The following is a 23817-nucleotide window of genomic DNA, read 5'->3' as shown; positions in this document are numbered from 1 at the left end:
GTTAATTTATGGCTTAACCACATCATTCCAGCGTTGCAGCAACCTCATCTGAGATTTCGCCGTTGTGGTAAACTTCCTGCACGTCGTCACAGTCTTCCAGCATATCGATCAGACGCATCAGCTTCGGTGCTGTTTCTGCATCCATATCCGCTTTGGTGGAGGGGATCATCGACACTTCAGCCGCGTCCGCTTTCAGACCAGCCGCTTCCAGCGCATCACGCACTTTGCCCATCTCTTCCCACGCGGTATAAACGTCAATCGCGCCGTCGTCGAAGGTCACAACGTCTTCAGCACCCGCTTCCAGCGCTGCTTCCATAATGGCGTCTTCATCACCTTGTTCAAAGGATATCACGCCTTTTTTGCTGAACAGGTAAGATACGGAACCGTCAGTACCGAGATTGCCGCCCGTTTTCGTGAATGCGTGACGCACTTCCGCAACGGTGCGGTTACGGTTGTCAGACAGACATTCGATCATCACGGCTGTGCCGCCAGGACCGTAACCTTCATAGATGATGGTTTCCATGTTCGCATCATCGTCGCCACCCACACCACGCGCGATTGCACGGTTCAGGGTGTCGCGGGTCATGTTGTTAGCCAGTGCTTTATCAATCGCGGCGCGCAGACGTGGGTTAGCGTCCGGATCGCCGCCACCCAGTTTGGCTGCCGTCACCAGCTCACGAATGATTTTGGTGAAAATTTTACCACGCTTAGCATCTTGCGCTGCTTTACGATGTCTGGTGTTGGCCCATTTACTATGACCTGCCATAAATAATCTCTCCAAAAAGCGCGCCTTCTCAGGCGACGTTAATTACAAACTCTTCAATCGCCTGCCGGTTACTCCACGACTTGGTTAACTGCGCGGCTTCGAACGCATTAACCCAACGGTAGGTCAGATGTTCGGTGAACACGATCTCTCGTTCAGAGGGAAGTGCCAGGCAAAACCAGGATTCAGTATTACGCTCAATTCCCGGCGCGTAGCGATGACGTAAATGGCTAAAAATCTCAAACTCCACCGTGCGCTGGCAGTCAATTAAGGTCAGTTGCTCAGTCGCAACATCAATGGCGACCTCTTCCTTTACTTCGCGCATGGCGGCTTGCGACGCGGTTTCCCCCTCTTCGAGGCTGCCGGTGACCGACTGCCAGAAATCAGGATCGTCGCGTCGCTGTAACATCAGCACTCTCCCGGTGTCCTTTGCATAAATCACGACTAACACCGAGACAGGCTGTTTATATGTCATATCAGTTATTCTCGGCCTTCTTAACAACCTGAATGCTCAGTTCCGCCAGTGCAGCTTCGTTGGCAAAGCTTGGCGCTTCAGTCATCAGACACGCTGCAGCCGTGGTTTTCGGGAACGCAATAACATCACGAATATTGTCGGTACCGGTCAGCAGCATCGTCAGGCGATCCAGACCAAACGCCAGGCCTGCATGCGGCGGTGTACCGTATTTTAGCGCATCCAGCAGGAAGCCGAACTTCTCGCGCTGCTCTTGCTCGTTAATGCCCAGAATACCGAATACGGTCTGCTGCATATCACCATTGTGGATACGCACGGAACCACCACCCACTTCATAGCCGTTGATGACCATATCATAGGCGTTGGCGACTGCATCTTCCGGCGCAGCTTTCAGCTCGGCGGCAGTCATATCTTTTGGTGCGGTGAACGGGTGGTGCATTGCGGTCAGACCACCTTCACCATCGTCTTCAAACATTGGGAAGTCGATAACCCACAGCGGCGCCCATTTGGATTCGTCGGTCAGGTTCAGGTCTTTACCCAGTTTCAGACGCAGTGCGCCCATCGCGTCGGCAACCACTTTCTTGTTGTCAGCACCGAAGAAGATCATGTCGCCGTCTTGCGCAGCGGTACGTTCCAGAATCGCTTCCACGATTTCTGCGTTCAGGAACTTGGCAACCGGGCTGGTGATACCTTCCAGGCCTTTCGCACGCTCGGTGACTTTGATGTAAGCCAGACCTTTCGCGCCGTAAATCTTAATAAAGTTACCGTAATCGTCGATCTGCTTACGGCTTAAGCTCGCGCCGCCCGGTACGCGCAGGGCAGCCACACGGCCTTTCGGATCGTTCGCCGGACCAGAGAATACGGCGAACTCAACGCCTTTCACCAGATCGGCAACGTCAACCAGCTCCATCGGGTTACGCAAGTCTGGTTTATCAGAGCCGTAACGACGCTCAGCTTCGGCGAAGGTCATGATCGGGAAATCACCCAGATCCACACCTTTCACTTCCAGCCACAGATTACGTACCAGCGCTTCCATCACTTCACGCACTTGCGGTGCGGTCATGAAGGACGTCTCAACGTCGATCTGGGTAAATTCAGGCTGACGGTCAGCACGTAAGTCTTCGTCACGGAAGCATTTTACGATCTGATAATAGCGGTCAAAACCAGACATCATCAGCAGCTGTTTAAACAGTTGAGGAGACTGCGGCAGCGCGTAGAACTTACCTTTGTGTACGCGAGAAGGAACCAGGTAATCGCGCGCACCTTCCGGCGTCGCTTTGGTCAGCATTGGCGTTTCGATGTCGAGGAAGCCGTGGTCGTCCATAAAACGACGTACCAGACTGGTGATTTTGGCGCGCGTTTTCAGGCGCTGCGCCATTTCAGGACGACGCAGATCCAGGTAGCGATACTTCAGTCGCGCTTCTTCGGTATTTACGTGGTTAGAGTCCAGCGGCAGCGAATCTGAACGGTTAATGATGGTCAGATCGGAAGCCAGCACTTCAATTTCGCCCGTCGCCATATCAGCGTTGACGTTTTTCGCATCACGCGCACGCACGGTGCCCGTAACCTGGATGCAGAACTCATTACGCAGTTCGGAGGCCAGCTTTAACGCGTCCGCACGGTCCGGATCGAAAAATACCTGCACGATACCTTCGCGGTCGCGCATATCGATAAAGATCAGGCTACCAAGATCACGACGACGGTTGACCCAACCACACAGAGTCACCTGCTGCCCCTCGTGGGACAGACGTAGCTGTCCGCAATATTCTGTACGCATGAGATATCCCTTAACTTTGCCGCAGGCAGATTGTCACCTGTCTCGCAGATGACGAAGTCGCAGCTTTAGCTGAATGTCACAACTGAATGAAAAAAGGCGGCTATTATACTGGAAATTCTGCCGCACGATAAGTCCGGTACTGACTGTACGCCTGTTTCCTGGACGGGCATTGCGTAATCTCACAAAAAATAACAAAAATTGTCGCCCCTTTCACACTGATTCGCGATTAAGGTGTAACGGAATTCTTTTTTACTGGAGTAAGCATGCTGGAACTGAACGCAAAAACAACCGCCCTTGTCGTTATCGATCTACAGGAAGGGATCCTACCTTTCGCTGGCGGCCCACACTCGGCAGATGATGTGGTTGCCCGCGCTGCGCAGTTGGCGGCAAAATTCCGTGCCCACGGTTCCCCGGTTGTGATGGTGCGCGTCGGCTGGTCTGACGATTATGCCGAAGCGCTGAAACAACCGGTTGATGCTCAGACTCCGGCCAAAGCATTACCTGAAAACTGGTGGGATTACCCGACTGCTCTGGGGAAATGTGCCAGCGACCTTGAAGTAACCAAACGCCAGTGGGGTGCGTTCTATGGCACCGATCTGGAATTACAACTGCGTCGCCGGGGTATCGATACCATCGTCCTGTGCGGTATATCCACTAATATTGGCGTGGAGTCCACGGCGCGAAATGCATGGGAGCTGGGTTTTAATCTGATCGTTGCAGAAAACGCCTGTAGCGCCGCCAGCGCTGAGCAACATCAGGGCAGCATGACGCACATATTCCCGCGCATTGCCCGCGTACGCAGCGTGGACGAGATCCTGCACGCGCTATGATTTATATCGGTTTACCCCAATGGTCGCACCCAAAGTGGGTGCGTCTGGGGATCACCAGTCTGGAAGAATATGCCCGCCATTTTAACTGTGTGGAGGGCAACACCACGCTGTACGCACTGCCAAAAGCCGAGATTGTTGCGCGCTGGCATGCACAGACCACCGATGCGTTTCGATTTTGTTTTAAGTTTCCGTCCACCATTTCGCATCAGGCTGCGCTGCGTAATTGCGATGACCTGGTGCAGGAATTTTTCGCGCGCATGTCGCCGCTGGAATCACGCATTGGACAATACTGGCTGCAATTACCCGCGACTTTTGGTCCGCGCGACTTGCCTGCTTTATGGCAGTTTCTCGATGCGCTCCCTAAATCATTTACCTACGGTGTAGAAGTTCGCCATCCTGAATTCTTTACCAAAGGCGAAGCAGAGCAGCTATTCAATCGTGGTTTACACGAGCGCGGGGTAAACCGGGTGATTCTGGACAGCCGTCCGGTGCATGCCGCAATCCCGCATACTGAAGCGATACGTGACGCTCAGCGTAAGAAACCAAAGGTTCCGGTGCATGCCGTGGTGACGGCAAATCATCCGATGGTACGTTTTATCGGCAGCGATGATATGGCACAAAACAGCGCACTTTTCGCCGTCTGGCTGACCAAGCTGTCGCTATGGCAGCAAACCTCAACGCCGTATCTGTTTCTACATACGCCGGATATCGCACAGGCCCCGCAGCTTGTCGATACGCTATGGGCAGATTTACACAGCGCCCTGCCAGAGATCGGATCAGCACCTTCTATTCCACAGCAATCTTCTCTTTTCTGACAATGCCACCTATCATAGTCAAGGCCATCAGCCATTTTAAAAGGGAGTTTGTATGGTAAGCGCGCTTTATGCCGTATTGGGTGCGTTATTGTTAATAAAGTTCTCTTTTGACGTCGTTCGCCTGCGTATGCAATACCGTGTTGCTTACGGCGACGGAGGTTTTAGCGAACTACAAAGCGCTATCCGCATTCACGGTAATGCGGTGGAATATATTCCCATTGCACTGGTGCTGCTGTTATTTATGGAAATGAACGGCGCAGAAACGTGGATGGTGCATATTTGCGGGCTGATGTTGATTGCCGGACGACTGATGCATTATTACGGATTCCACCACCGGCTTTTCCGCTGGCGACGTTCAGGCATGAGCGCAACCTGGTGTTCGCTGTTGCTAATGGTGCTGGCGAATCTTTGGTATATGCCCTGGGAGTTGGTTTTCTCCCTGCATTAGCGCACAATACGCCACTTTATTTTTCCCGGATTTTTACGTTATGTCTCACCGCGACACGCTTTTTTCTGCGCCTATCGCCAGTCTGGGTGACTGGACCTTTGATGAACGGGTAGCTGAAGTCTTCCCGGATATGATCCAGCGTTCCGTTCCCGGCTACTCCAACATCATTTCTATGATTGGCATGCTGGCCGAACGTTTCGTGCAACCCAACACGCAGGTCTACGATCTTGGCTGCTCTCTGGGCGCGGCGACGCTCTCGGTGCGTCGCAATATTCATCACGAGAATTGCAAAATTATTGCTGTCGACAACTCTCCGGCTATGGTTGAACGCTGTCGTCGTCACATTGATGCTTATAAAGCACCGACTCCGGTTGAGGTTGTCGAAGGCGATATTCGCAACATTACTATCGAAAACGCCTCGATGGTGGTGCTGAATTTTACCCTGCAATTCCTTGAGCCACCCGAGCGCCAGGCATTGTTGGATAAGATTTATCAGGGGCTGAATCCCGGCGGCGCGCTGGTGCTATCTGAAAAATTCAGCTTCGAAGACGCGAACGTAGGCGAGTTGCTGTTCAACATGCACCACGACTTCAAACGAGCAAATGGCTATAGCGAACTGGAAATCAGCCAGAAGCGCAGCATGCTGGAGAACGTGATGCTGACCGACTCTGTCGAAACGCACAAAGCGCGTCTGCATCAGGCTGGTTTTGAACACAGTGAATTGTGGTTCCAGTGCTTTAACTTTGGTTCTCTGGTGGCATTGAAAGATGAGGCTAGCGCATGATCGACTTTGGTAACTTTTATCAGCTGATTGCCAAAAATCATCTTTCTCATTGGCTGGAAACGCTGCCAGCGCAAATCGCGACCTGGCAGCGCGATCAACACGGCTTGTTTAAGCAGTGGTCGAACGCGGTAGAGTTTCTGCCCGAGCTGAAGCCGTATCGTCTGGATTTACTGCATAGCGTCACCGCAGAAAGCGAAGAGCCGCTCAGCGACGGTCAGCTCAAACGTATCGACACCCTGATGCGTAACCTGATGCCATGGCGTAAAGGGCCGTACTCATTGTACGGCGTCAATATTGATACCGAGTGGCGCTCAGACTGGAAGTGGGATCGCGTTCTGCCGCACTTGTCTGACCTCACCGGACGCACCATTCTTGATGTCGGTTGCGGCAGTGGCTATCACATGTGGCGCATGATTGGCGCGGGCGCACATCTGGCGGTCGGTATCGATCCGACCCAGCTGTTCCTGTGCCAGTTTGAGGCAGTGCGTAAACTGCTGGGCAATGATCAGCGCGCGCATCTGCTGCCGCTGGGTATTGAACAGCTTCCGGCACTCAACGCCTTTGATACCGTATTCTCCATGGGAGTGCTTTACCACCGCCGTTCACCGTTGGAACATCTCTGGCAGTTGAAGGATCAATTGGTTAAAGATGGCGAACTGGTACTGGAAACGCTGGTGGTTGAAGGTGACGAAAATACCGTACTGGTGCCAGGCGATCGCTACGCCCAGATGCGTAACGTTTACTTTATTCCGTCTGCGCTGGCGCTAAAAAACTGGCTGGAGAAATGCGGGTTTGTTGATGTGCGTATTGCCGACGTATGTGTGACCACTACCGAAGAACAGCGCCGCACCGAATGGATGATAACCGAATCGCTGGCCGATTTCCTCGACCCGAACGACCACAGCAAAACGGTGGAAGGCTACCCTGCTCCACTGCGTGCGGTATTGATTGCACGTAAGCCGTAGTCACTTTTTGCCAGATGACCGTTACGTATAGCACCATTTATCCAAAATAGTTCAAGTTGCAGCAAGGCGGCCAACGCCGCTGCGGCTTGAAATATGAAGGAGAAAAAAAGGCCCCTGTTGAAATTGCAGGGGCCTGGTACGAGCAAGCATCATATTGGGCGACATGATGCAACGGTAAAAATCAGCTGGCCTGATGGTGTGCAATGATCGCTTTCATTTCCGCAACCGCCACCCCGTCTACCGCATAGCGAGAATACTCATCCGCCTGCGAATCCGAAGACATCGACAACCCCGTATTGCGATAACGCATGGGTGAAGCCTGCCATACTCCGGCAGAACTGTGGACTTCCTGCACTCCGGCATTAAGGAACAGGGACAAATTCGAGGCGCGAACCCCCGCTCCGGCCATAATGATTGGAGCACCTGCCTGCGCAATAAGTTCCATTATTTTTGTTAAACCTTGCGCCGCATCTGATTTTTGCCCAGAAGTCAGCACTCTGGCGACGCCCAAATCAGCTAATTTTTTTAGCGCATTGAGTGGGTTAGCACACATATCAAAGGCCCGATGAAAAGTGACGTGCAACGGACCGGCGGCGATCATTATTTTCTCCATGCGCGGCATATCAACATCGCCATCCGCATCTAAAATGCCAGTTACCACCCCTGAGAACCCGAGTTCCCTCACCATCGCAATATCATCCAGCATTGCAGCAAATTCACCGTCGGTGTAACAAAAGTCGCCTCCACGCGGGCGAATAATGGGATTGACGGGAATCGAAATATGCTGGCGAACAGAACGCAAGACGCCCAGCGACGGCGTTAAGCCCCCCTCTTTCGGCGCTGAACAAAGCTCAATACGATCCGCGCCATTTTGTTGCGCCGTACGCGCGCACTCCATGCTGTAACAGCAGATTTCCAGTAAAGCCATACTCACTCCTGACGTTCGCTGGCCACAATCGCTTCAATCGACCACGGATGAAATTTTATCGTCACGCTGCCGTCGCTAACCGCCAGCGTAGGGTTTGGTAAACGCTCGCGCTCGCCTTTTGGTGAACTTGTTTTTACAAATATGCCCGGCTGGCTTAGTCCAGAATCTGAAAGCAGCGCCAGCGCTCGCGCATTCAACGTCTCCACGTCGCCCGGCAGAACTATTTCAACATGCTCCCAGCCTTCATGCGGATAGCGTTTTTCGCCCGGCCATGGCAGTTCTACGATGCTAAATTGCCAGTGTTGCACACAGACGGGCTCATTGAGTTTGAACAAACAAATCGGTCGGCCATTAATGATATTTTCTGACAATAGTTCGCCGCACTGCTCAAAACCACGACGCCAGCGCTCTGCGGTGGTATTTTGATGACAGCGCAGAGAAATGTGATCGGCTTCAAGCGATGAGACATCCAGCCCAAGGCGAGTGGAAAGATCCGTTAACGCCTGAATGAAATGCGGTAAATCTGCGGAAATATCATGCAGTTCTGCAACTGTTTGCCAGTTCGCCATAATTAAAGCTCATATCCATGTTCAAAGCGGCTAATTTACCCTGTTGCGCAGCCCCAACCAACTGCTGATTTTCTTAAGCGCGATATGAATAATTATACGTAGTTACAATGTTTATATTTCAGGCTGCTGGCGGTGCTCGCAATGCTGACGGCAACGGGCATTTGCAGTATACTCCCGCCCTTAATTCTTAAACTGGTGCGGTCAATTTTAAGCCGCTTCATAAATGTAAGGTATTCCGGTGAATATTCAGGCTCTTCTCTCAGAAAAAGTCAGTCAGGCCATGATTGCTGCAGGCGCGCCTGCAGATTGCGAACCACAGGTTCGTCAGTCAGCAAAAGTACAGTTCGGCGACTATCAGGCTAACGGCATGATGGCTGTCGCGAAAAAACTGGGTATGGCGCCGCGACAACTGGCTGAGCAGGTGCTGACTTATCTGGATCTCAGCGGGATCGCCAGCAAAGTAGAAATTGCGGGCCCGGGCTTTATTAACATTTTTCTCGATCCGGCATTTCTGGCGCAGCACGTTCAGCAGGCGCTGACCTCCGATCGCCTGGGCGTCACCCAACCGGCTAAACAAACCGTTGTGGTTGACTACTCCGCACCTAACGTCGCGAAAGAAATGCACGTTGGTCACCTGCGTTCCACCATCATCGGTGACGCTGCGGTGCGTACGCTGGAGTTCCTTGGTCACAATGTTATCCGCGCTAACCACGTCGGCGACTGGGGCACTCAATTCGGTATGCTCATCGCGTGGCTGGAAAAACAGCAGCAGGAAAATGCCGGAGAGATGGCGCTGGCTGATCTGGAAGGTTTCTACCGTGATGCGAAAAAACATTACGACGAAGATGAAGCCTTCGCAGAACGCGCCCGTAGCTATGTTGTGAAGCTGCAAGGTGGCGACGAGTACTTCCGTGAAATGTGGCGCAAACTGGTCGACATTACCATGTCACAAAACCAGTTAACCTACGATCGCCTTAACGTTACCCTGACCCGTGACGACGTCATGGGTGAAAGTCTGTACAACCCGATGTTGCCTGGCATTGTGGCCGATCTCAAAGCGAAAGGTCTGGCTGTTGAAAGCGAAGGCGCTACCGTCGTATTCCTTGATGAGTATAAGAACAAGGAAGGCGAACCGATGGGCGTTATAATTCAAAAGAAAGATGGCGGCTATCTCTACACCACGACCGACATCGCCTGCGCCAAGTATCGTTATGAAACGCTGCATGCCGATCGCGTACTGTATTACATCGACTCCCGTCAGCATCAACACTTAATGCAGGCCTGGACCATCGTGCGTAAAGCAGGTTATGTGCCGGACTCCGTACCGCTGGAACACCACATGTTCGGTATGATGCTGGGTAAAGATGGTAAACCGTTCAAAACACGTGCGGGCGGCACGGTAAAACTGGCCGATCTGCTGGATGAAGCGCTGGAGCGCGCACGTCGTCTGGTGGCAGAGAAGAACCCGGACATGCCTGCCGACGAGCTGGAAAAACTGGCGAATGCTGTCGGTATCGGCGCGGTGAAATATGCGGATCTGTCGAAAAACCGTACCACCGACTACATCTTCGACTGGGACAACATGCTGGCATTCGAAGGCAATACCGCACCGTACATGCAGTATGCTTACACCCGCGTACTGTCCGTATTCCGTAAAGCGGATATCGACGAAAGCGCGCTGGCAAATGCGCAGGTGATTATCAACGAAGATCGCGAGGCTCAGCTGGCTGCGCGTCTGCTGCAGTTTGAAGAAACGCTGACCGTTGTTGCACGTGAAGGTACACCGCACGTGATGTGTGCTTACCTGTACGACGTTGCCGGTCTGTTCTCCGGTTTCTATGAGCACTGCCCTATCCTTAGCGCTGAAAACGAAGAAATTCGTAACAGCCGCCTGAAACTGGCACAACTGACGGCGAAAACGCTGAAGCTGGGTCTGGATACACTGGGTATCGAAACCGTAGAACGTATGTAAGTGTGCTAAAAAAATCAGGCCTGAGTTCGGATGTCGGACTCAGGCCTTTTTTATTTCCGTAAAGGGCTATCTGTAACAACTCACAAGGAATGACACATTTCCGTAGAGAGATGGAACATTTTTTGCCTGTCATCCCGGTTATGCCTCCGTATTATTAGGCGGCGAATTAATCGGGTACGGTTCAATGACATTCAGAGATTTTGAGGCGGAAGAAAAACTCTTCCAGCGGCGTGTATTGGTAGCCTTTGGCCTGGTGGTCATCTGCTTTGGCATCCTGATTTACAATCTCTACAACTTACAAATCTGTCAGCATCAGTATTACACCACCCGGTCGAACGCAAACGACATCAAAATGCTCCCCGTGGCCCCAACGCGTGGCATGATTTACGATCGCAACGGCATCCCGCTGGTGCGTAACGTCACCTGGTATGACATTTCCGTTACACCTTACAAAATCAGCGATATGAATGCCTTGATTGAGCAACTCACGCCCATCGTTGATCTCACCCCTGACGATATTGACCAGTTTCGCCATGAATTGAAAACCAGCAGCCGCTATCGCCCGGTCGTGCTAAAAAATGCGCTGACCGATGTGGAAATCGCCCGTTTTTCGGTTAACCAGTTTCGTTTCAGCGGCGTCAATATCAACAGCTATGAAGACCGCCAGTACCCTTATGGCGCGGCGCTGGCACATGTCCTTGGCTATGTTTCAAAAATCAATGATAGCGATCTGAAAACGCTGGATAAAAAAGGTCTGGCAGAGAATTACGCCGCCGATCACAACATCGGGAAACAGGGTATCGAGCATTATTACGAAAATGAACTGCATGGGAAAACCGGTTATCAGGAGGTGGAAGTTGATAACCACGGACGCATCGTGCGTCTGATCAAAGATGTGCCACCCGTTGCCGGAAAAGATATCCATCTGACGCTGGACCTGCACTTGCAGCAATACATTGAGAGCCTGTTAGCGGGCCAGCGGGCCGCGGTTTTGGTTGAAGATCCGCACGACGGCTCCGTGCTGGCAATGGTCTCAAATCCCAGCTATGACCCCAACCCGTTTGTCAAAGGCATCAGTTATCAGGACTACAACAAGCTGCTTCAGGATAAAGACCTGCCATTGATCAACCGCGTCACCCAGGGATTGTATCCTCCCGCCTCTACGGTTAAACCGTATATGGCGATGTCAGCGTTACTGGACGGCGTGATTACGCCGCAGACCAGCTTCTTCGGTGCGCCCACCTGGACCCTCCCTGGCACCGATCGACATTACCGGGACTGGAAAAAAACCGGCCACGGTATGTTGGATGTCACCAAAGCGATTGAAGAGTCTGCCGACACGTTCTTTTACCAGGTGGCGTATATGATGGGAATTGACCGGATTAACAGCATGCTCAGCCAGTTTGGCTATGGCAAACCGACCGGCATCGATCTTAATGAGGAGTATAACGGCCTGCTCCCGAGTCGCGAATGGAAACAGAAAGTGCATAAAAAAGCCTGGTATCAGGGAGATACCATTTCGGTTGGTATCGGTCAGGGTTACTGGATTGCCACGCCTATCCAGATGGTAAAAGCCATGGTCGCACTGATTAACAACGGCAAGGTTATCGCCCCTCACCTGCTCCTTGATGAAGAAAGTGGAAAAGCCATCACGCCGTATCAGGCTCCCGAAGCACCCACACAAATTGCTTCTGCTTCATCACCCTATTGGGGATTGGTGCGTCAGGCGATGTTCGGCATGGCGAATGAACCAAACGGCACGGGGTATAAGTTCTTTCACACCGCGCCTTATGGCATTGCCGCAAAAAGCGGCACATCACAGGTCTTTAGCCTGAAAGAAAACCAGACCTACAATGCGAAAATGATCCCGATACGCCTGCGTGACCACGTGTTCTATACCGCGTTTGCGCCGTATAAGAACCCGAAAGTCGCTGTGGCGTTAATTCTCGAAAACGGCGGCAGCGATGGCGTCACCGCCGCGCCGGTCATGCGTCAAATAATGGATCATCTGTTTGATCAGCAGGACAACATTGCACCAACAGAGACAACTGAACAAGCAGGTCCGATAGCAGCGGCACTATCGGACGCCGATATCAAAAATACTTACGCAAGTATTCGGTAAGGCACAGCATCGCCATCGCTTGTCCGTAAGGCATGGAGGTCCGCGGGATGTTGCGGTAGAAATCGAGATTGTGACCCATTCCGGTCCCAAACGAGGTATGCAGCAATTCACCTTCCGGTGAAATATGTTGCACAATGCCTCTGATGGCTTTTTCGGCTACTGCTGCATAGTCTTGTCCGACATAGCGTTTACGTACCGCTTTGAGGATCCCATAAGCAAATCCGGCGGTAGCCGATGCTTCCAGATACGACTGCGGGTCGTCCAGCAAGGTGTGCCACAGTCCGCTTTCATCCTGGCACTTCGCCAGCGCCGCGATTTGCGCATTCAGAACCTGCACCAGATAGCGATGCACGGCATTGTTTTCCGGCAAATCAAGTAACTCAAGGAAGTCCGGAATAACTATAGTTAACCAGCTGTTGCCACGCGCCCAACGCGCGTTGGCGAAGTTATGCTGCCCTTCATAGCTCCAGCCGTGGAACCACAACCCCGTTTCTTTATCCATCAGGTTTTGTACGTGCAGCAGGAACTGATAGGTTGCCTCTTCAATATACTCGGGACGGTTAAGCAACTTGCCAATCTTCGCCAGCGGTAAAACCGTCATCATCAACGTGTCATCCCACATCTGCTGATGATTTTCTTCCGCCAGCGTAATGTGTTGCATACCGCCGAAATCAGTGCGCGGCATATCATGCATTGCCCACTCAGCCCAACTGTCGAGCCACGGCAGATACACGGGATTACGCGTCTCTTCATAGCGATACGCCAGCGTTAAAAACGGCGCCATGGTGTTAACGTTTTTGGTTGTTGCGCCTTCAGCAAAGCGATCGGCAAACCAGCTGTCGATGATATCGCGCATCGTTGCATCGCCGGTTTGTTGATAATACTGATACATTCCGTACAAGCCGACGCCGTGCGTCCACTCCCATCCCGCCCAGCCCTTGGTATCGATAACACGCCCGTCATCCAGGCGTAACAAGAACTCGCCAGTCTCATCATGAATATTGACCAGGTTATGCGTCACCTTTTTGATCAACGCTTTTAATTCATCCCTGGCAATAAAATGTTCTGGCTGACGCAACAATGGGCTGTGTTTAACCGGGTAAACAATCATTTACTTAACCTCTGTCAATGTCGAATTCAATGCGGCACCCTTTTCCAGCTTCGGAGCCGCGGGTTTATTACGATTCAGGTAACCAATATTGTTGTTACCCCAAAGTGATTCATATGGCATGCCCGACAGCATCTCTACGGTGGCGCGTCCTTTCGTGGAAAGTCCTTCCAGCACAGGTCGCCCAAACTCACGCATTTTTGCCGTCTCTTCACGCAGGGTACTGTGCGTTTGCAGGTTCAGTTTAAAGCGCAGGGAAACCAGGAAGCCCAGTGCCAGAACAATCAGCGTGCCGCAGCTCAGAATTAACAGGATGGTATGGCTGACTGCCGCAGGCTGCATGCCCTGACCGGAGACAAAACCGGACAACTGCATAATAATCCCCACCAGCATCACAGCCCCCGCCTGCGACGCTTTACGTGTTAACGTCATAATGCCGGCGAAGATCCCTTCGCGACGCTGGCCGGTAATCACTTCGTCAACGTCGGCGATATAGGTGTAGATATTCCAGGGAACGTAATTGATGCCGCCACGTCCCAGACCCGCCACGGCGGATACCAGCAGCAACAGAGAATAAACATCGCTGAGCCCGGCGTAATACAGCCCCGCGTAGGAGAGTGAACTGAGGCCAAACAGGACCACCACCATGCGATAAGACGGCGCGGGTCCGAAACGGATGCACAATGGGATCATGGCGATAACGGCAATAAACTGGAAAATAGCCATCGTACCCAGCAGATTTGACGCCATCGATGCTTCCTGCATCAGCACAAACACCACATAATAAGTAAAGACGGCGTTGAAAACGTCCTGCGCAATATAGCCGCCAAGATACATACCTAAATGTTGGCGAAAGATACGGATACGTAGCGTTGAACTCAGTTCAACAAGCAAGCGGTTCATACTCTGGCTAAAGGTCAGGCTTTTCTTCTCTTCTTCAGCTTGCAGGGCCGCCTGGGTCCACTCTTCCCGCGGGCGTTCCCAGGTAAAGAACCAGACGAAAGTCAGCATCAGTGCGCACAGCACTGAGAACACCAGACTGGCGTAGAAAAAAGACACCGGATTCTCTTTGCCAAACAGCGTCAGCAGAACACCGGGTAAGAATGAGGCCAGAATGGCTGACATTTGCGCCATCGAAATACGCGCGCCGGAGAATTTGGTTTTCTGTTTAAAGTCATCGGTCATTTCAGGCACCAGAGTTTCGTATGGCACCAGAATCATGGTGTAAACCACGTCAAAAATCAGATAGGTGAGTAGGTAGTACCAGAATCCCATATCCCCCACCCACATCAGCGAGTAACTAAAGACACAAGGGATCCCCAACAGAATAAAAAACTTACGACGACCAAAGCGTTTACCGAGCCAGGTTGAGCCAAAGTTATCGGTTAAAAAACCCATTAACGGACTCACGATGGCATCCAGCACCCTGGCGGTAGCGAAAATAAAGGTCGCTTCGATAGGCGTCAGACCACAGAACGTGGTGTAGAAATAGAGCAGCCAGGCCGCGGTTAATGCCGTGGTGCCTGCGCCTAAAAAATCGCCAGAACCGTAGGCAAAATAGTTAACAAGGCCAATTTTTCGTGTCTTCATTGCCGTTACCCCTGCACATTATTGGGAGGCCCCACAATCCTCGCTTTGACATAGGGCATCCTTACAGGGCCACAGTAAAAGCTAACAGCAAGTGAAACCTTTCTATTTCTGCCAGGGGGATTCGCAAAATGGCAACAGCACAAAGAGTCCGGCAACGTATGTCACCTATTTTATAAAACAGCGTTTCTATTTAATCAAAGAGGCGGGCTAAAATTGCGAAGCAGCCAGCAGTTTCTGCTGCTGGCATGAATAAAGGAAAGCGTTAACGATAGTTCACAATTACTTGATTGCGCTGAACTTGCAAGGCAGGGATCAGGCGACCACCACCTGGCACTTCCCAGACAAAGTGCATCGGTTCAATGGCGGGAACATTATTGAATCCGTTCGTGGTCCCGCTTTGCCCGTCCAGCTCAACACAGCGGGATTGAGAACATAAACGCACCCGTAAACCCGCGGGCGTTGGACCATTAAGCTCATAACGCCAGGCCACCAGCGTCATCAACCCCGAGACTGGCTGACTGGGAACCAGTGGCGCAGACGAGGCTGACTGACCACGGTAGTTTAACGTAATTCCCATTCCGCTGGCCTGCCAGGCCCCTTCTCCGGCAGCCTGCACCACCAGAGGAAAAAACAACAACCACAGTAAATTACGCATTATTTGCCTCCAATTGTCGCCGTCATGCGGATATGGCGGTTGTCGGAAAGCTCCATGTTAGATAACACCACCAGTTGCGGTATGCTGCGGCGTAAAAAGCGTGCCAGTAATGGACGCAAGGCATGATTAACCAACAAGACCGGCGGCGCACCCAACATTTCCTGACGGGCAAGCGCTTCCTGAGTCTGGGCCAGTAGTCGGTCTGCCAGTCCTGGCTCCAGCCCACCACCGCCCTGCAGCGCCTGTAGTAACAAACGTTCGAGCGGGGTATCAAGACCGATAACCTGAACTTCTTCATTACCCGGGAACCACTGCTGAGTGATAGCGCGTCCTAACGCCACACGCACCACCGCAGTAAGCTCATGTGGATCGTTTTGCAGCGGCGCATGTTCAGCCAGCGTTTCGAGAATGGTACGCATGTCGCGAATCGGGACTTTCTCGTCCAGTAAGTTCTGCAGCACTTTATGCAGCGTAGTGAGCGTCACGACACCAGGGACCAAATCTTCCGTCAGTTTTGGCATTTCCTGCGAGACGCGATCGAGAAGCTGTTGCGCCTCCTGACGGCCAAATAGCTCAGCGGCGAACTGTCCAATCAGGTGATTCAAATGCGTGGCGACAACGGTACTGGCTTCAACTACCGTAAAGCCCTGAATTTGCGCCTGTTCCTTCAATGCGCTTTCAATCCAGATAGCGTCCAGACCGAAAGCCGGATCAACCGTTTTCTCCCCCGGCAGCGACCCGGCGGCGGTACCCGGGTTAATGGCCAGCCAACGCCCCGGATAGGCGTCACCGCTGCCAATTTCCACCCCTTTCATCAAAATACGATAGCGGGCCGGCTGCAGATCCATATTGTCACGGATGTGTACCACTGGCGGCAGGAAGCCCATATCCTGAGCAAATTTCTTACGAATACTGCGAATTCGCCCCAGTAACTCGCCATCCTGCTGAAAGTCCACCATCGGGATCAGGCGATAACCCACCTCCATACCCAGGGAATCCTCCAGTTGTACGTCGTTCCATGTGGCTTCAACCACGGAGTTATTTTCCGGCATTTTCACCGGCTGCGGTTCATCCGGGGCCTTTTGTTCACGACCTCGCATCCACCAGGCCAGAGCCAGTAACGCGGCGGTAAACATCAGAAACACCAGGTTCGGCATGCCCGGAACCAGACCCAAAAGTCCAAGCACCGCCGCGCTGAGCAGCATGACGCTGGGATTACTGAACAACTGGGTCACCATCTGTTCGCCGACGTCCTGGTCGGTACTCACGCGGGTCACGATAACCCCCGCCGCAGTGGAGATAACCAGTGCAGGAATTTGAGCCACCAGCCCGTCACCGATAGTCAGCAGGGTATAACTTTCCGCTGCGCTACCCATGCTCATGCCATGCTGCAATACCCCGACCAACAGTCCGCCGACCACGTTGATCACCATGATCAAAATACCGGCGATGGCATCACCACGTACGAATTTACTCGCACCGTCCATAGAGCCGTAGAAATCCGCTTCCTGGGTCACTTCTGCGCGTCGCTTTTTGGCTTCATCTTCGCCAATCAGACCGGCATTCAAATCCGCATCAATCGCCATCTGCTTGCCGGGCATACCATCCAGCACGAAGCGTGCGCCAACCTCGGCGATACGCCCGGCACCTTTGGTGATTACCAAAAAGTTAATGATGACGAGAATGACGAAGACCACGATACCGATCGCAAAGTTACCGCCCACCAGGAAGTGACCAAAAGCTTCAACCACCTTCCCCGCCGCCGCCGCACCGGTGTGTCCTTCCATCAAAATGATACGCGTAGACGCGACGTTCAGCGCGAGGCGTAATAAGGTGGTAAACAGCAAAATCGTCGGGAATGCGGCAAACTCCAGCGTACGCTGGGTGAACATGGCCACCAGCAGCACCATAATCGACAGCGCGATGTTAAACGTGAACAGCAAATCGAGGACGAAAGCCGGCAGCGGCAGCACCATCATCGACAGGATCAGCAGGATGAGGATCGGTCCGGCAAGGATTTGCCATTGCGTGGATTTCAGGTTGCTGGGCAGACGCAGCATCGCGACCAGATTAGCCATCAGTAGTCTTCTCGTTCATAAAATCCAGTGCTTCAGGCACCGGAAGGTTTTCAGGTTGTGGTGGACGCTTCCCGCCGGCGAGACGCCAACGTTTGAGCTGCCATACCCATGCCAGAACTTCGGCAACGGCGGCATATAATTGCCCCGGTATTTGCTGACCAATCTCAGCATGACGATACAGCGCACGCGCCAGTGGCGGCGCTTCTAACGTAGGGACCCGATGCTCGGCGCCAATCTCACGAATGCGCAGCGCCACCAGACCCGCGCCTTTGGCAACAACTTTTGGTGCGCTCATTTTGTTCTCGTCATACTTCAAGGCCACCGAATAGTGCGTAGGGTTGGTAACAATAACGTCCGCTTTCGGCACATCCGCCATCATGCGACGTTGTGCCGCCGCACGCTGCATTTGGCGTATTTTGCCCTTAACGTGCGGGTCACCTTCGCTTTGCTTAAATTCGTCCCGGATATCCTGGCGCGACATGCGCAGCTTTTTCAGGTGGCTGTAAATCTGAAAAAAAACGTCAAATCCCACCATCGGAATGACGCCAAGCACCACTAACAGCGCGCACATGCCGACTAAATCGAGGGCATTGCCCATCGCCGTAATTGGTGATTCTGCCATTAACCGCATCATCTCCGGCCACTTGTGCCAGAGGTAAAATCCAGCCACGCTGCCTACCAGCGTAGACTTCAGTATCGCTTTGAGCAGTTCCGCCCCGGTTTGCGCTGAAAACATGCGTTTTATGCCCGGCAACGGATTCAGCTTTGAGAACTTAGGCTGCAGAGATTTACCGCTGAAAATTAAGCCGCCAAGCATCACCGGGGAGATTAATGCCACCAGAACAACGCCGGTAATCAAAGGTAACAGCGCAATCATCGCGTCTTTGATCAGCAGGATGATTTGGCTGAGGATCAGATTTGGGTCGTTGACCATACTGTGGTCAAAACGTAATCCGGCCGACAGCATGCCGGCCAGTCTGCGGGCAAGCGACTCCCCACCAATCCAGATAATGCACACGCCCACCAGCAAAATAAGCAGTGAGGTCAGCTCTTTGGATCGGGGGATCTGCCCTTCTTCCCGTGCTTTTTCAAGTCGGTGGGGTGTGGGGGCTTCTGTTTTGTCGTCGTCGCTTTCTTCTGCCACGCATCAGACCCTGGATAGAGATATAGGCGAGAATGATGCCAGAACAGCCATCCAGCAATGGGAAGAGTAAGCGGTAAAAAAGACGGGATTTATAGCTTTAAGCAGAATTGCGTAAGAACCGGATGAGAGGCCAGCGCCCCACATCCGGCAAATAGCCATCAGAATCCGAGGCTATCCAGCAGGTCATCAACCTGATCCTGGCTCGCCACCACGCCGGCTTTTGAGGTGTCAACCTGCGGGCCGTTCAGCAAGCTTTCGTTTTCACGTTTTGGACGAGCGCCCTGCTCCGGAATATTTTCCAGCAGAACCATCAGCAGCTGACGTTCAATCTCCTGAATAACATCCATCATACGCTTGATGACCTGACCGGTGAGGTCCTGGAAATCCTGCGCCATCATGATGTCCAGCAGTTGGGCGTTGGTAAAGCTGGTATGACCGGGGACATCGCCAAGAAACTGGCGGGTATCAGTGACCAGTTCACGGGCGTCAGACAGCTCGATCGGATTTTCGAACCACTCATCCCAGCGTTTGGTCAGGTCTTTGGCCCCTTTTTCCATCGCGTCCTGGTGCGGCTGAGAAGCTTCCACGCTGTTCAGCGCCCGCTCTGCCGCCTGTGCGGTCATCTGCACAACGTAATCGAGACGATCGCGGGCATCGGGAATCGCTTCTGCCGCTTCGGCAATAGCCTGATCCAGCCCCAGTTCACGCAGGCTGTCGCGCAGCATTCGGGTCAAACTGCCGATGCGCGCGATGATGTCCCCTGCTGAGTGTTCGTCAGCAGGTTTAATTTGTGGTTGCATCATCATTATCACACCCTCACATGCCCAGTTTCTCAAAGATTTTATTGAGTTTCTCTTCCAGCGTCGCTGCCGTGAACGGTTTCACGACATACCCACTGGCACCTGCCTGTGCTGCCGCAATGATGTTCTCTTTTTTCGCTTCCGCCGTAACCATCAGCACCGGCAGGGATGACATTCCGCCATCGGCACGAATGGTTTTCAGTAGTTCCAGACCATCCATGTTCGGCATGTTCCAGTCGGAAATGACAAAACCAAATCCACCTGCCTGCAGCTTATTCAGCGCGTCCACGCCATCTTCAGCCTCTTCAACATTGTTGAATCCCAGCTCTTTGAGCAGGTTACGCACGATGCGACGCATGGTGGAAAAGTCATCCACAACTAAAAACTTAAGCTCTTTGTCCGCCATAAAAAAATAAACTCCTGATTCAAATACGTATTGCCTGTCCGGCACTGATTTTCGCCAGCATTTGCTGGCTTACCTGGCTAAGATCGACCACTTCGCTTACGCCACCCATATTGATGGCCTCGCGCGGCATGCCGAACACCACACAACTAGCTTCGTTTTGCGCAATGGTCCAGGCACCCGCCTGATTCATCGCTAACATTCCGGCGGCACCATCGTTGCCCATACCCGTCAGGATCACACCCACGGCATTACGCCCCGCATGTTTTGCCACCGAATGGAACAGCACATCCACTGAAGGTCGATGCCGGTTAACCGGCGGACCATCATGAATTTTGATCTGGTAGTTCGCCCCGCTGCGCGCCAGTTCCATATGCTTATCGCCAGGCGCGATATACGCATGCCCTGGCAGCACACGCTCCCCGTCCTCAGCCTCTTTCACGGTTATCTGACACAGTTTGTTCAGACGTTCGGCGAATGAACGGGTAAATCCTGGCGGCATATGCTGGGTAATAAGAATACCGGGACTTGAAAGCGGCAATGGCTGGAGTACATGCCGAATTGCCTCTGTTCCTCCGGTTGAGGCACCAATCACCAGCAGTTTTTCCGAACTGAGTAACGGCCCCGCTTTCAAGGTCGTCGGAGCCGCCATGGGTTTATGGGCCGCCAGTTTTGCCCGTGACGCGGTGCGGATCTTCTCAGCGATCATCTCGCTGTAGGCCAACATCCCTTCACGGATCCCCAGTTGTGGTTTGGTGACAAAATCGATCGCACCCAGTTCCAGCGCCCGCAACGTGACCTCGGAACCTTTACCGGTCAGGGAAGAGACCATAACCACCGGCATTGGACGCAGGCGCATCAGTTTCTCTAGAAAGTCGAGGCCATCCATGCGCGGCATTTCCACATCCAGCGTCAGGACGTCGGGATTGTATTTTTTGATTAAATCCCGGGCGACTAACGGATCTGGCGCCGTTGCCACCATTTCCATATCACTGTGGCTGTTAATTATTTCGGTCATGATCTGACGCATCAGCGCGGAATCATCGACCGACAACACCCTGATTTTACTCATGCTTTATCCTTACCTGGCGCATGCGCATACACGGTCTGTCCACGCAGGCTAAACTCGCGCACGAGGTTGCTAAAGTTTTCTGAATGACCTGCAAACAGCAGCCCATCGGGTTTAAGAAGTGGAACAAAACGGTGCAAAATGTCCTGCTGCGTCGTTTTATCGAAATAGATCATCACGTTGCGGCAGAATATGGCATCGAATGGCCCTGGCACGTTGTACTGTTTATCCAGTAAATTCACGCTGGAAAATTCAACATGTCCCGCCAGTTCCTGCCGAACGCGTACCAGTCCCTCATGCGGGCCGGTGCCACGCATGAAATAGCGCTGCAACTGCTGGGGTGACAGCGTTTTTAGCTCATCGAGGCGGTAAATACCGGCTCTGGCTTTTTCCAGCACTTCGGTATCAATGTCGCTAGCAAAAACACGCCAGCGACCCGGGGCCATACCTAAGGTATCGGCGAGCGTAATCGCAATGCTGTACGGCTCTTCTCCGGTTGACGCCGCAGCGCTCCAGACGCGGTATTCACCGCTACGCCGACGCGCATGATCTGACAGCACCGGAAAATGGTGCCCTTCACGAAAAAACGCGGTCAGGTTGGTAGTCAGGGAGTTAATAAAGGCCTGCCACTCAGCACTGTTCTGGTTAGCTTCCAGCATGCTGAGATAGCGACCAAAGTCATCCAGCCCCAGGGTACGCAGACGACGAACAAGACGGTTATAAACCATGTCCCGCTTATGGTCGGCCAGTACGATCCCCGCACGCTGGTAGATTAATTGACATATCCGACGAAAATGCGCGTCAGACAGCGCGAGGCGCTGGGTCATCTGTAACAATAATGACGTTTGCCCGGAGGGCAGAGATGATGTCATAGCGCCTTCTCAATCACATTCAGGATACAACGGGCACAACCTGCGGCTGCGCCAATTCTTGTTTTGCTACGGTTTGCTCTTCAAGCTTAAAAAATGCGACACAGGCTGAAAGATTATCGGCCTGGGTGGCGAGTTGTCCGGTGGCGGACGCGGCTTCTTCCACCAGCCCGGCGTTTTGCTGCGTCACTGAGTCCATCTGGCTGACGGCCTGCGCCACCTGCTCAATGCCTTTACGCTGTTCATCAGAAGCTGAGGCAATCTCGCCCATAATGTCGTTAACCCGGGTAATCGAGCTGACGATTTCAGTCATGGTCCGCGCTGCCATATCAACCAACCGCGATCCCTGATGCACTCGGGTGACAGACTCCTCAATGAGCCCTTTTATTTCTTTCGCCGCCTGCGCGCTACGACTTGCCAGATTGCGTACCTCTCCGGCGACGACGGCAAAACCGCGCCCCTGCTCACCCGCGCGAGCGGCCTCGACCGCCGCATTCAGCGCGAGGATATTGGTCTGAAAGGCAATGCTGTCAATCACGCCGATAATGTCGCCAATTTTCTGCGAGCTGGCGGAAATCTCATGCATGGTGCTGGCGACCCGGGACGTCTGTTCGCCGCCTTTATGCGCGGTATCGGCCGCACTTTTGGCAATTCCTGACGCCTGGCGCGCGTTATCAGCATTCTGCCCGACGGTTGCGGTCAGTTGTTCCATGCTGGCCGCCGTTTGCGCCAGCGCCGCCGCCTGCTGTTCAGTCCGTGAGGACAAATCGTTGTTGCCCATCGCGATTTCTGAAATGCCGCGATGCATGGCTGAGCTGCCCTGGCGAACTTCGCTTACCGTTTCACGCAGTGCCTGCTGCATCTTCTTCAGGCTGGCAAAAATGGCCGAGATCTCATTGCGCCCATAAACCGCTACCGGGCGGGCCAGATTACCCGCGGCAATGCTGTCAAAATGACTGCCAATAATCGCCAGCGGCTGGACAATCATCTTGCGCGACCAGTACAACGCCGCACTGGTTAACAGCGCCGCCAGTATCACCATCGTGGCGAAAATCACCCCCGACATATGGTAATTTCTCTGGCTCTGCTCTCCTGCCGTTTGCAACACGCGGTCGATGTTGCTCTGCCATGCATTCACATTCGCATCAAAAGCATCTTGAGCCGCCTGCACCGGTGCGGTCAGAAAATCTGACAACTGATTGTTTTCAAGCCAGGTGGCCTGATGCGCGAGATCGCTGTGCCACTGATTGAAACTTTTCTCCGTCGCGCTAAACAGCGCCTTGCCTTGTTCCGTCGTATCCGACGTCGCCATAAAGCGTTTAAACATCAATTCAGACTGCGCAAGGCTATCGCGCGCGAGGGTCATCAGGGTTTTGATGTCCTCTGGCGGATAGCTCAGGGCGGTCAGCGTCCCTGCCTTATTAAGGGCCGTACTGGCCTGTAATAACACAGCGCGGGTTTGGGCCAGCGCAGCGCGTTGCTGATTACTCCGTTCGACCTGATTCAGATTCTGAAAACCGTCCCGAAATGCCCAGAAGGACAAGCCATTACTGCCAATCTGCAAAACACCGCAGAGGATTAAAATCAAAAACAGCGTGGTCGAAATTCGAATACGATTAAACATCAACGCTCCCATCGGGCGGCACTGGCCGCGGT

Annotated in this window: 22 protein-coding genes; 7 read left to right on the top strand and 15 right to left on the bottom strand. The window is 53.0% G+C overall.

Features of this window, described 5'->3' with window-relative positions:
* Positions 1 to 22: 22 nt before the first annotated feature.
* Genes OGX99_RS18290 through aspS form a run of 3 tightly spaced genes read right to left on the bottom strand, consistent with a single transcriptional unit; the run spans position 23 to position 3012 of the window.
* Positions 23 to 766: a YebC/PmpR family DNA-binding transcriptional regulator gene (locus OGX99_RS18290; RefSeq protein ID WP_151219515.1), complete on the bottom strand. Its 744-nt coding sequence runs from the start codon at positions 764 to 766 to the stop codon at positions 23 to 25.
* Between the two features lie 28 nt (positions 767 to 794).
* Entirely contained in the window at positions 795 to 1238 is a 444-nt protein-coding gene (nudB, locus tag OGX99_RS18285) for a dihydroneopterin triphosphate diphosphatase (protein WP_151219488.1), read from the bottom strand.
* A gap of 1 nt (position 1239) precedes the next feature.
* Positions 1240 to 3012, bottom strand: coding sequence for an aspartate--tRNA ligase (gene aspS / locus OGX99_RS18280; RefSeq protein ID WP_151219489.1), 1773 nt, complete (start codon positions 3010 to 3012; stop codon positions 1240 to 1242).
* A 263-nt stretch (positions 3013 to 3275) separates the two neighbouring features.
* Here aspS and OGX99_RS18275 point away from each other — a divergent pair, with 263 nt between their 5' ends.
* Genes OGX99_RS18275 through cmoB form a run of 5 tightly spaced genes read left to right on the top strand, consistent with a single transcriptional unit; the run spans position 3276 to position 6854 of the window.
* On the top strand, positions 3276 to 3842 hold the full coding sequence (locus OGX99_RS18275; RefSeq protein WP_278238142.1) for a hydrolase: 567 nt from the start codon (positions 3276 to 3278) through the stop codon (positions 3840 to 3842).
* Positions 3839 to 4657: a DUF72 domain-containing protein gene (locus OGX99_RS18270; protein ID WP_278238143.1), complete on the top strand. Its 819-nt coding sequence runs from the start codon at positions 3839 to 3841 to the stop codon at positions 4655 to 4657. Before OGX99_RS18275 ends, OGX99_RS18270 begins: the two co-directional genes overlap by 4 nt.
* A 52-nt stretch (positions 4658 to 4709) precedes the next feature.
* Positions 4710 to 5105: an MAPEG family protein gene (locus tag OGX99_RS18265; protein WP_151218853.1), complete on the top strand. Its 396-nt coding sequence runs from the start codon at positions 4710 to 4712 to the stop codon at positions 5103 to 5105.
* Between the two features lie 40 nt (positions 5106 to 5145).
* Positions 5146 to 5889, top strand: coding sequence for a carboxy-S-adenosyl-L-methionine synthase CmoA (gene cmoA / locus OGX99_RS18260; protein WP_151218854.1), 744 nt, complete (start codon positions 5146 to 5148; stop codon positions 5887 to 5889).
* Positions 5886 to 6854, top strand: a complete 969-nt coding sequence (gene cmoB / locus OGX99_RS18255; protein ID WP_151225614.1) for a tRNA 5-methoxyuridine(34)/uridine 5-oxyacetic acid(34) synthase CmoB — start codon at positions 5886 to 5888, stop codon at positions 6852 to 6854. Before cmoA ends, cmoB begins: the two co-directional genes overlap by 4 nt.
* Positions 6855 to 7035: 181 nt before the next feature.
* Here cmoB and cutC read toward each other — a convergent pair whose 3' ends face one another.
* Both cutC and OGX99_RS18245 read right to left on the bottom strand, forming a co-directional pair.
* A complete protein-coding gene (gene cutC / locus OGX99_RS18250) occupies positions 7036 to 7782 on the bottom strand; it encodes a copper homeostasis protein CutC (protein WP_187258824.1) in 747 nt (248 codons plus the stop codon).
* A 2-nt stretch (positions 7783 to 7784) separates the two neighbouring features.
* On the bottom strand, positions 7785 to 8351 hold the full coding sequence (locus OGX99_RS18245) for a VOC family protein (protein WP_151225615.1): 567 nt from the start codon (positions 8349 to 8351) through the stop codon (positions 7785 to 7787).
* Between the two features lie 238 nt (positions 8352 to 8589).
* On the opposite strand from OGX99_RS18245, the gene argS reads away from it, so the two are divergent.
* Together argS and mrdA2 are read left to right on the top strand one after the other, a co-directional pair.
* Positions 8590 to 10323 (top strand): arginine--tRNA ligase, encoded by a 1734-nt coding sequence (gene argS, locus OGX99_RS18240; protein WP_286544610.1) that lies wholly within the window; start codon positions 8590 to 8592, stop codon positions 10321 to 10323.
* A gap of 184 nt (positions 10324 to 10507) precedes the next feature.
* Positions 10508 to 12445, top strand: coding sequence for a peptidoglycan DD-transpeptidase MrdA2 (mrdA2, locus tag OGX99_RS18235; protein ID WP_187258822.1), 1938 nt, complete (start codon positions 10508 to 10510; stop codon positions 12443 to 12445).
* Here mrdA2 and bglB read toward each other — a convergent pair.
* The 10 genes from bglB to tap form a co-directional block, all read right to left on the bottom strand.
* The gene (bglB, locus tag OGX99_RS18230; RefSeq protein ID WP_151225616.1) at positions 12417 to 13556 is read right to left on the bottom strand and encodes a beta-galactosidase BglB; all 1140 of its coding nucleotides are present in this window, start codon (positions 13554 to 13556) and stop codon (positions 12417 to 12419) included. The two genes, mrdA2 and bglB, sit on opposite strands and share 29 nt — an antisense overlap.
* The gene (locus tag OGX99_RS18225; protein WP_286544605.1) at positions 13557 to 15143 is read right to left on the bottom strand and encodes an MFS transporter; all 1587 of its coding nucleotides are present in this window, start codon (positions 15141 to 15143) and stop codon (positions 13557 to 13559) included.
* A gap of 262 nt (positions 15144 to 15405) precedes the next feature.
* Positions 15406 to 15798 (bottom strand): flagellar protein FlhE, encoded by a 393-nt coding sequence (flhE, locus tag OGX99_RS18220; RefSeq protein ID WP_151218859.1) that lies wholly within the window; start codon positions 15796 to 15798, stop codon positions 15406 to 15408.
* Complete coding sequence (flhA, locus tag OGX99_RS18215; protein WP_286544601.1) at positions 15798 to 17876, bottom strand: flagellar biosynthesis protein FlhA; 2079 nt, start codon at positions 17874 to 17876, stop codon at positions 15798 to 15800. Before flhA ends, flhE begins: the two co-directional genes overlap by 1 nt.
* On the bottom strand, positions 17869 to 19020 hold the full coding sequence (gene flhB, locus OGX99_RS18210; protein ID WP_187258818.1) for a flagellar biosynthesis protein FlhB: 1152 nt from the start codon (positions 19018 to 19020) through the stop codon (positions 17869 to 17871). Before flhB ends, flhA begins: the two co-directional genes overlap by 8 nt.
* 158 nt (positions 19021 to 19178) lie before the next feature.
* The gene (gene cheZ / locus OGX99_RS18205) at positions 19179 to 19823 is read right to left on the bottom strand and encodes a protein phosphatase CheZ (protein WP_029139578.1); all 645 of its coding nucleotides are present in this window, start codon (positions 19821 to 19823) and stop codon (positions 19179 to 19181) included.
* Between the two features lie 13 nt (positions 19824 to 19836).
* Positions 19837 to 20226, bottom strand: a complete 390-nt coding sequence (gene cheY / locus OGX99_RS18200; protein ID WP_042307777.1) for a chemotaxis response regulator CheY — start codon at positions 20224 to 20226, stop codon at positions 19837 to 19839.
* A gap of 19 nt (positions 20227 to 20245) precedes the next feature.
* A complete protein-coding gene (locus OGX99_RS18195) occupies positions 20246 to 21295 on the bottom strand; it encodes a protein-glutamate methylesterase/protein-glutamine glutaminase (RefSeq protein WP_038641470.1) in 1050 nt (349 codons plus the stop codon).
* On the bottom strand, positions 21292 to 22164 hold the full coding sequence (gene cheR / locus OGX99_RS18190; RefSeq protein WP_187252260.1) for a protein-glutamate O-methyltransferase CheR: 873 nt from the start codon (positions 22162 to 22164) through the stop codon (positions 21292 to 21294). Before cheR ends, OGX99_RS18195 begins: the two co-directional genes overlap by 4 nt.
* A 19-nt stretch (positions 22165 to 22183) precedes the next feature.
* On the bottom strand, positions 22184 to 23785 hold the full coding sequence (gene tap, locus OGX99_RS18185) for a methyl-accepting chemotaxis protein IV (RefSeq protein WP_210905220.1): 1602 nt from the start codon (positions 23783 to 23785) through the stop codon (positions 22184 to 22186).
* Positions 23786 to 23817 lie beyond the last annotated feature (32 nt).

The organism is Citrobacter sp. Cu096 (assembly GCF_030332285.1).
GTDB lineage: Bacteria > Pseudomonadota > Gammaproteobacteria > Enterobacterales > Enterobacteriaceae > Citrobacter > Citrobacter meridianamericanus.
Note: the sequence above shows the minus strand (reverse complement) of the source record. Positions and strands in the feature narration are given on the sequence as shown.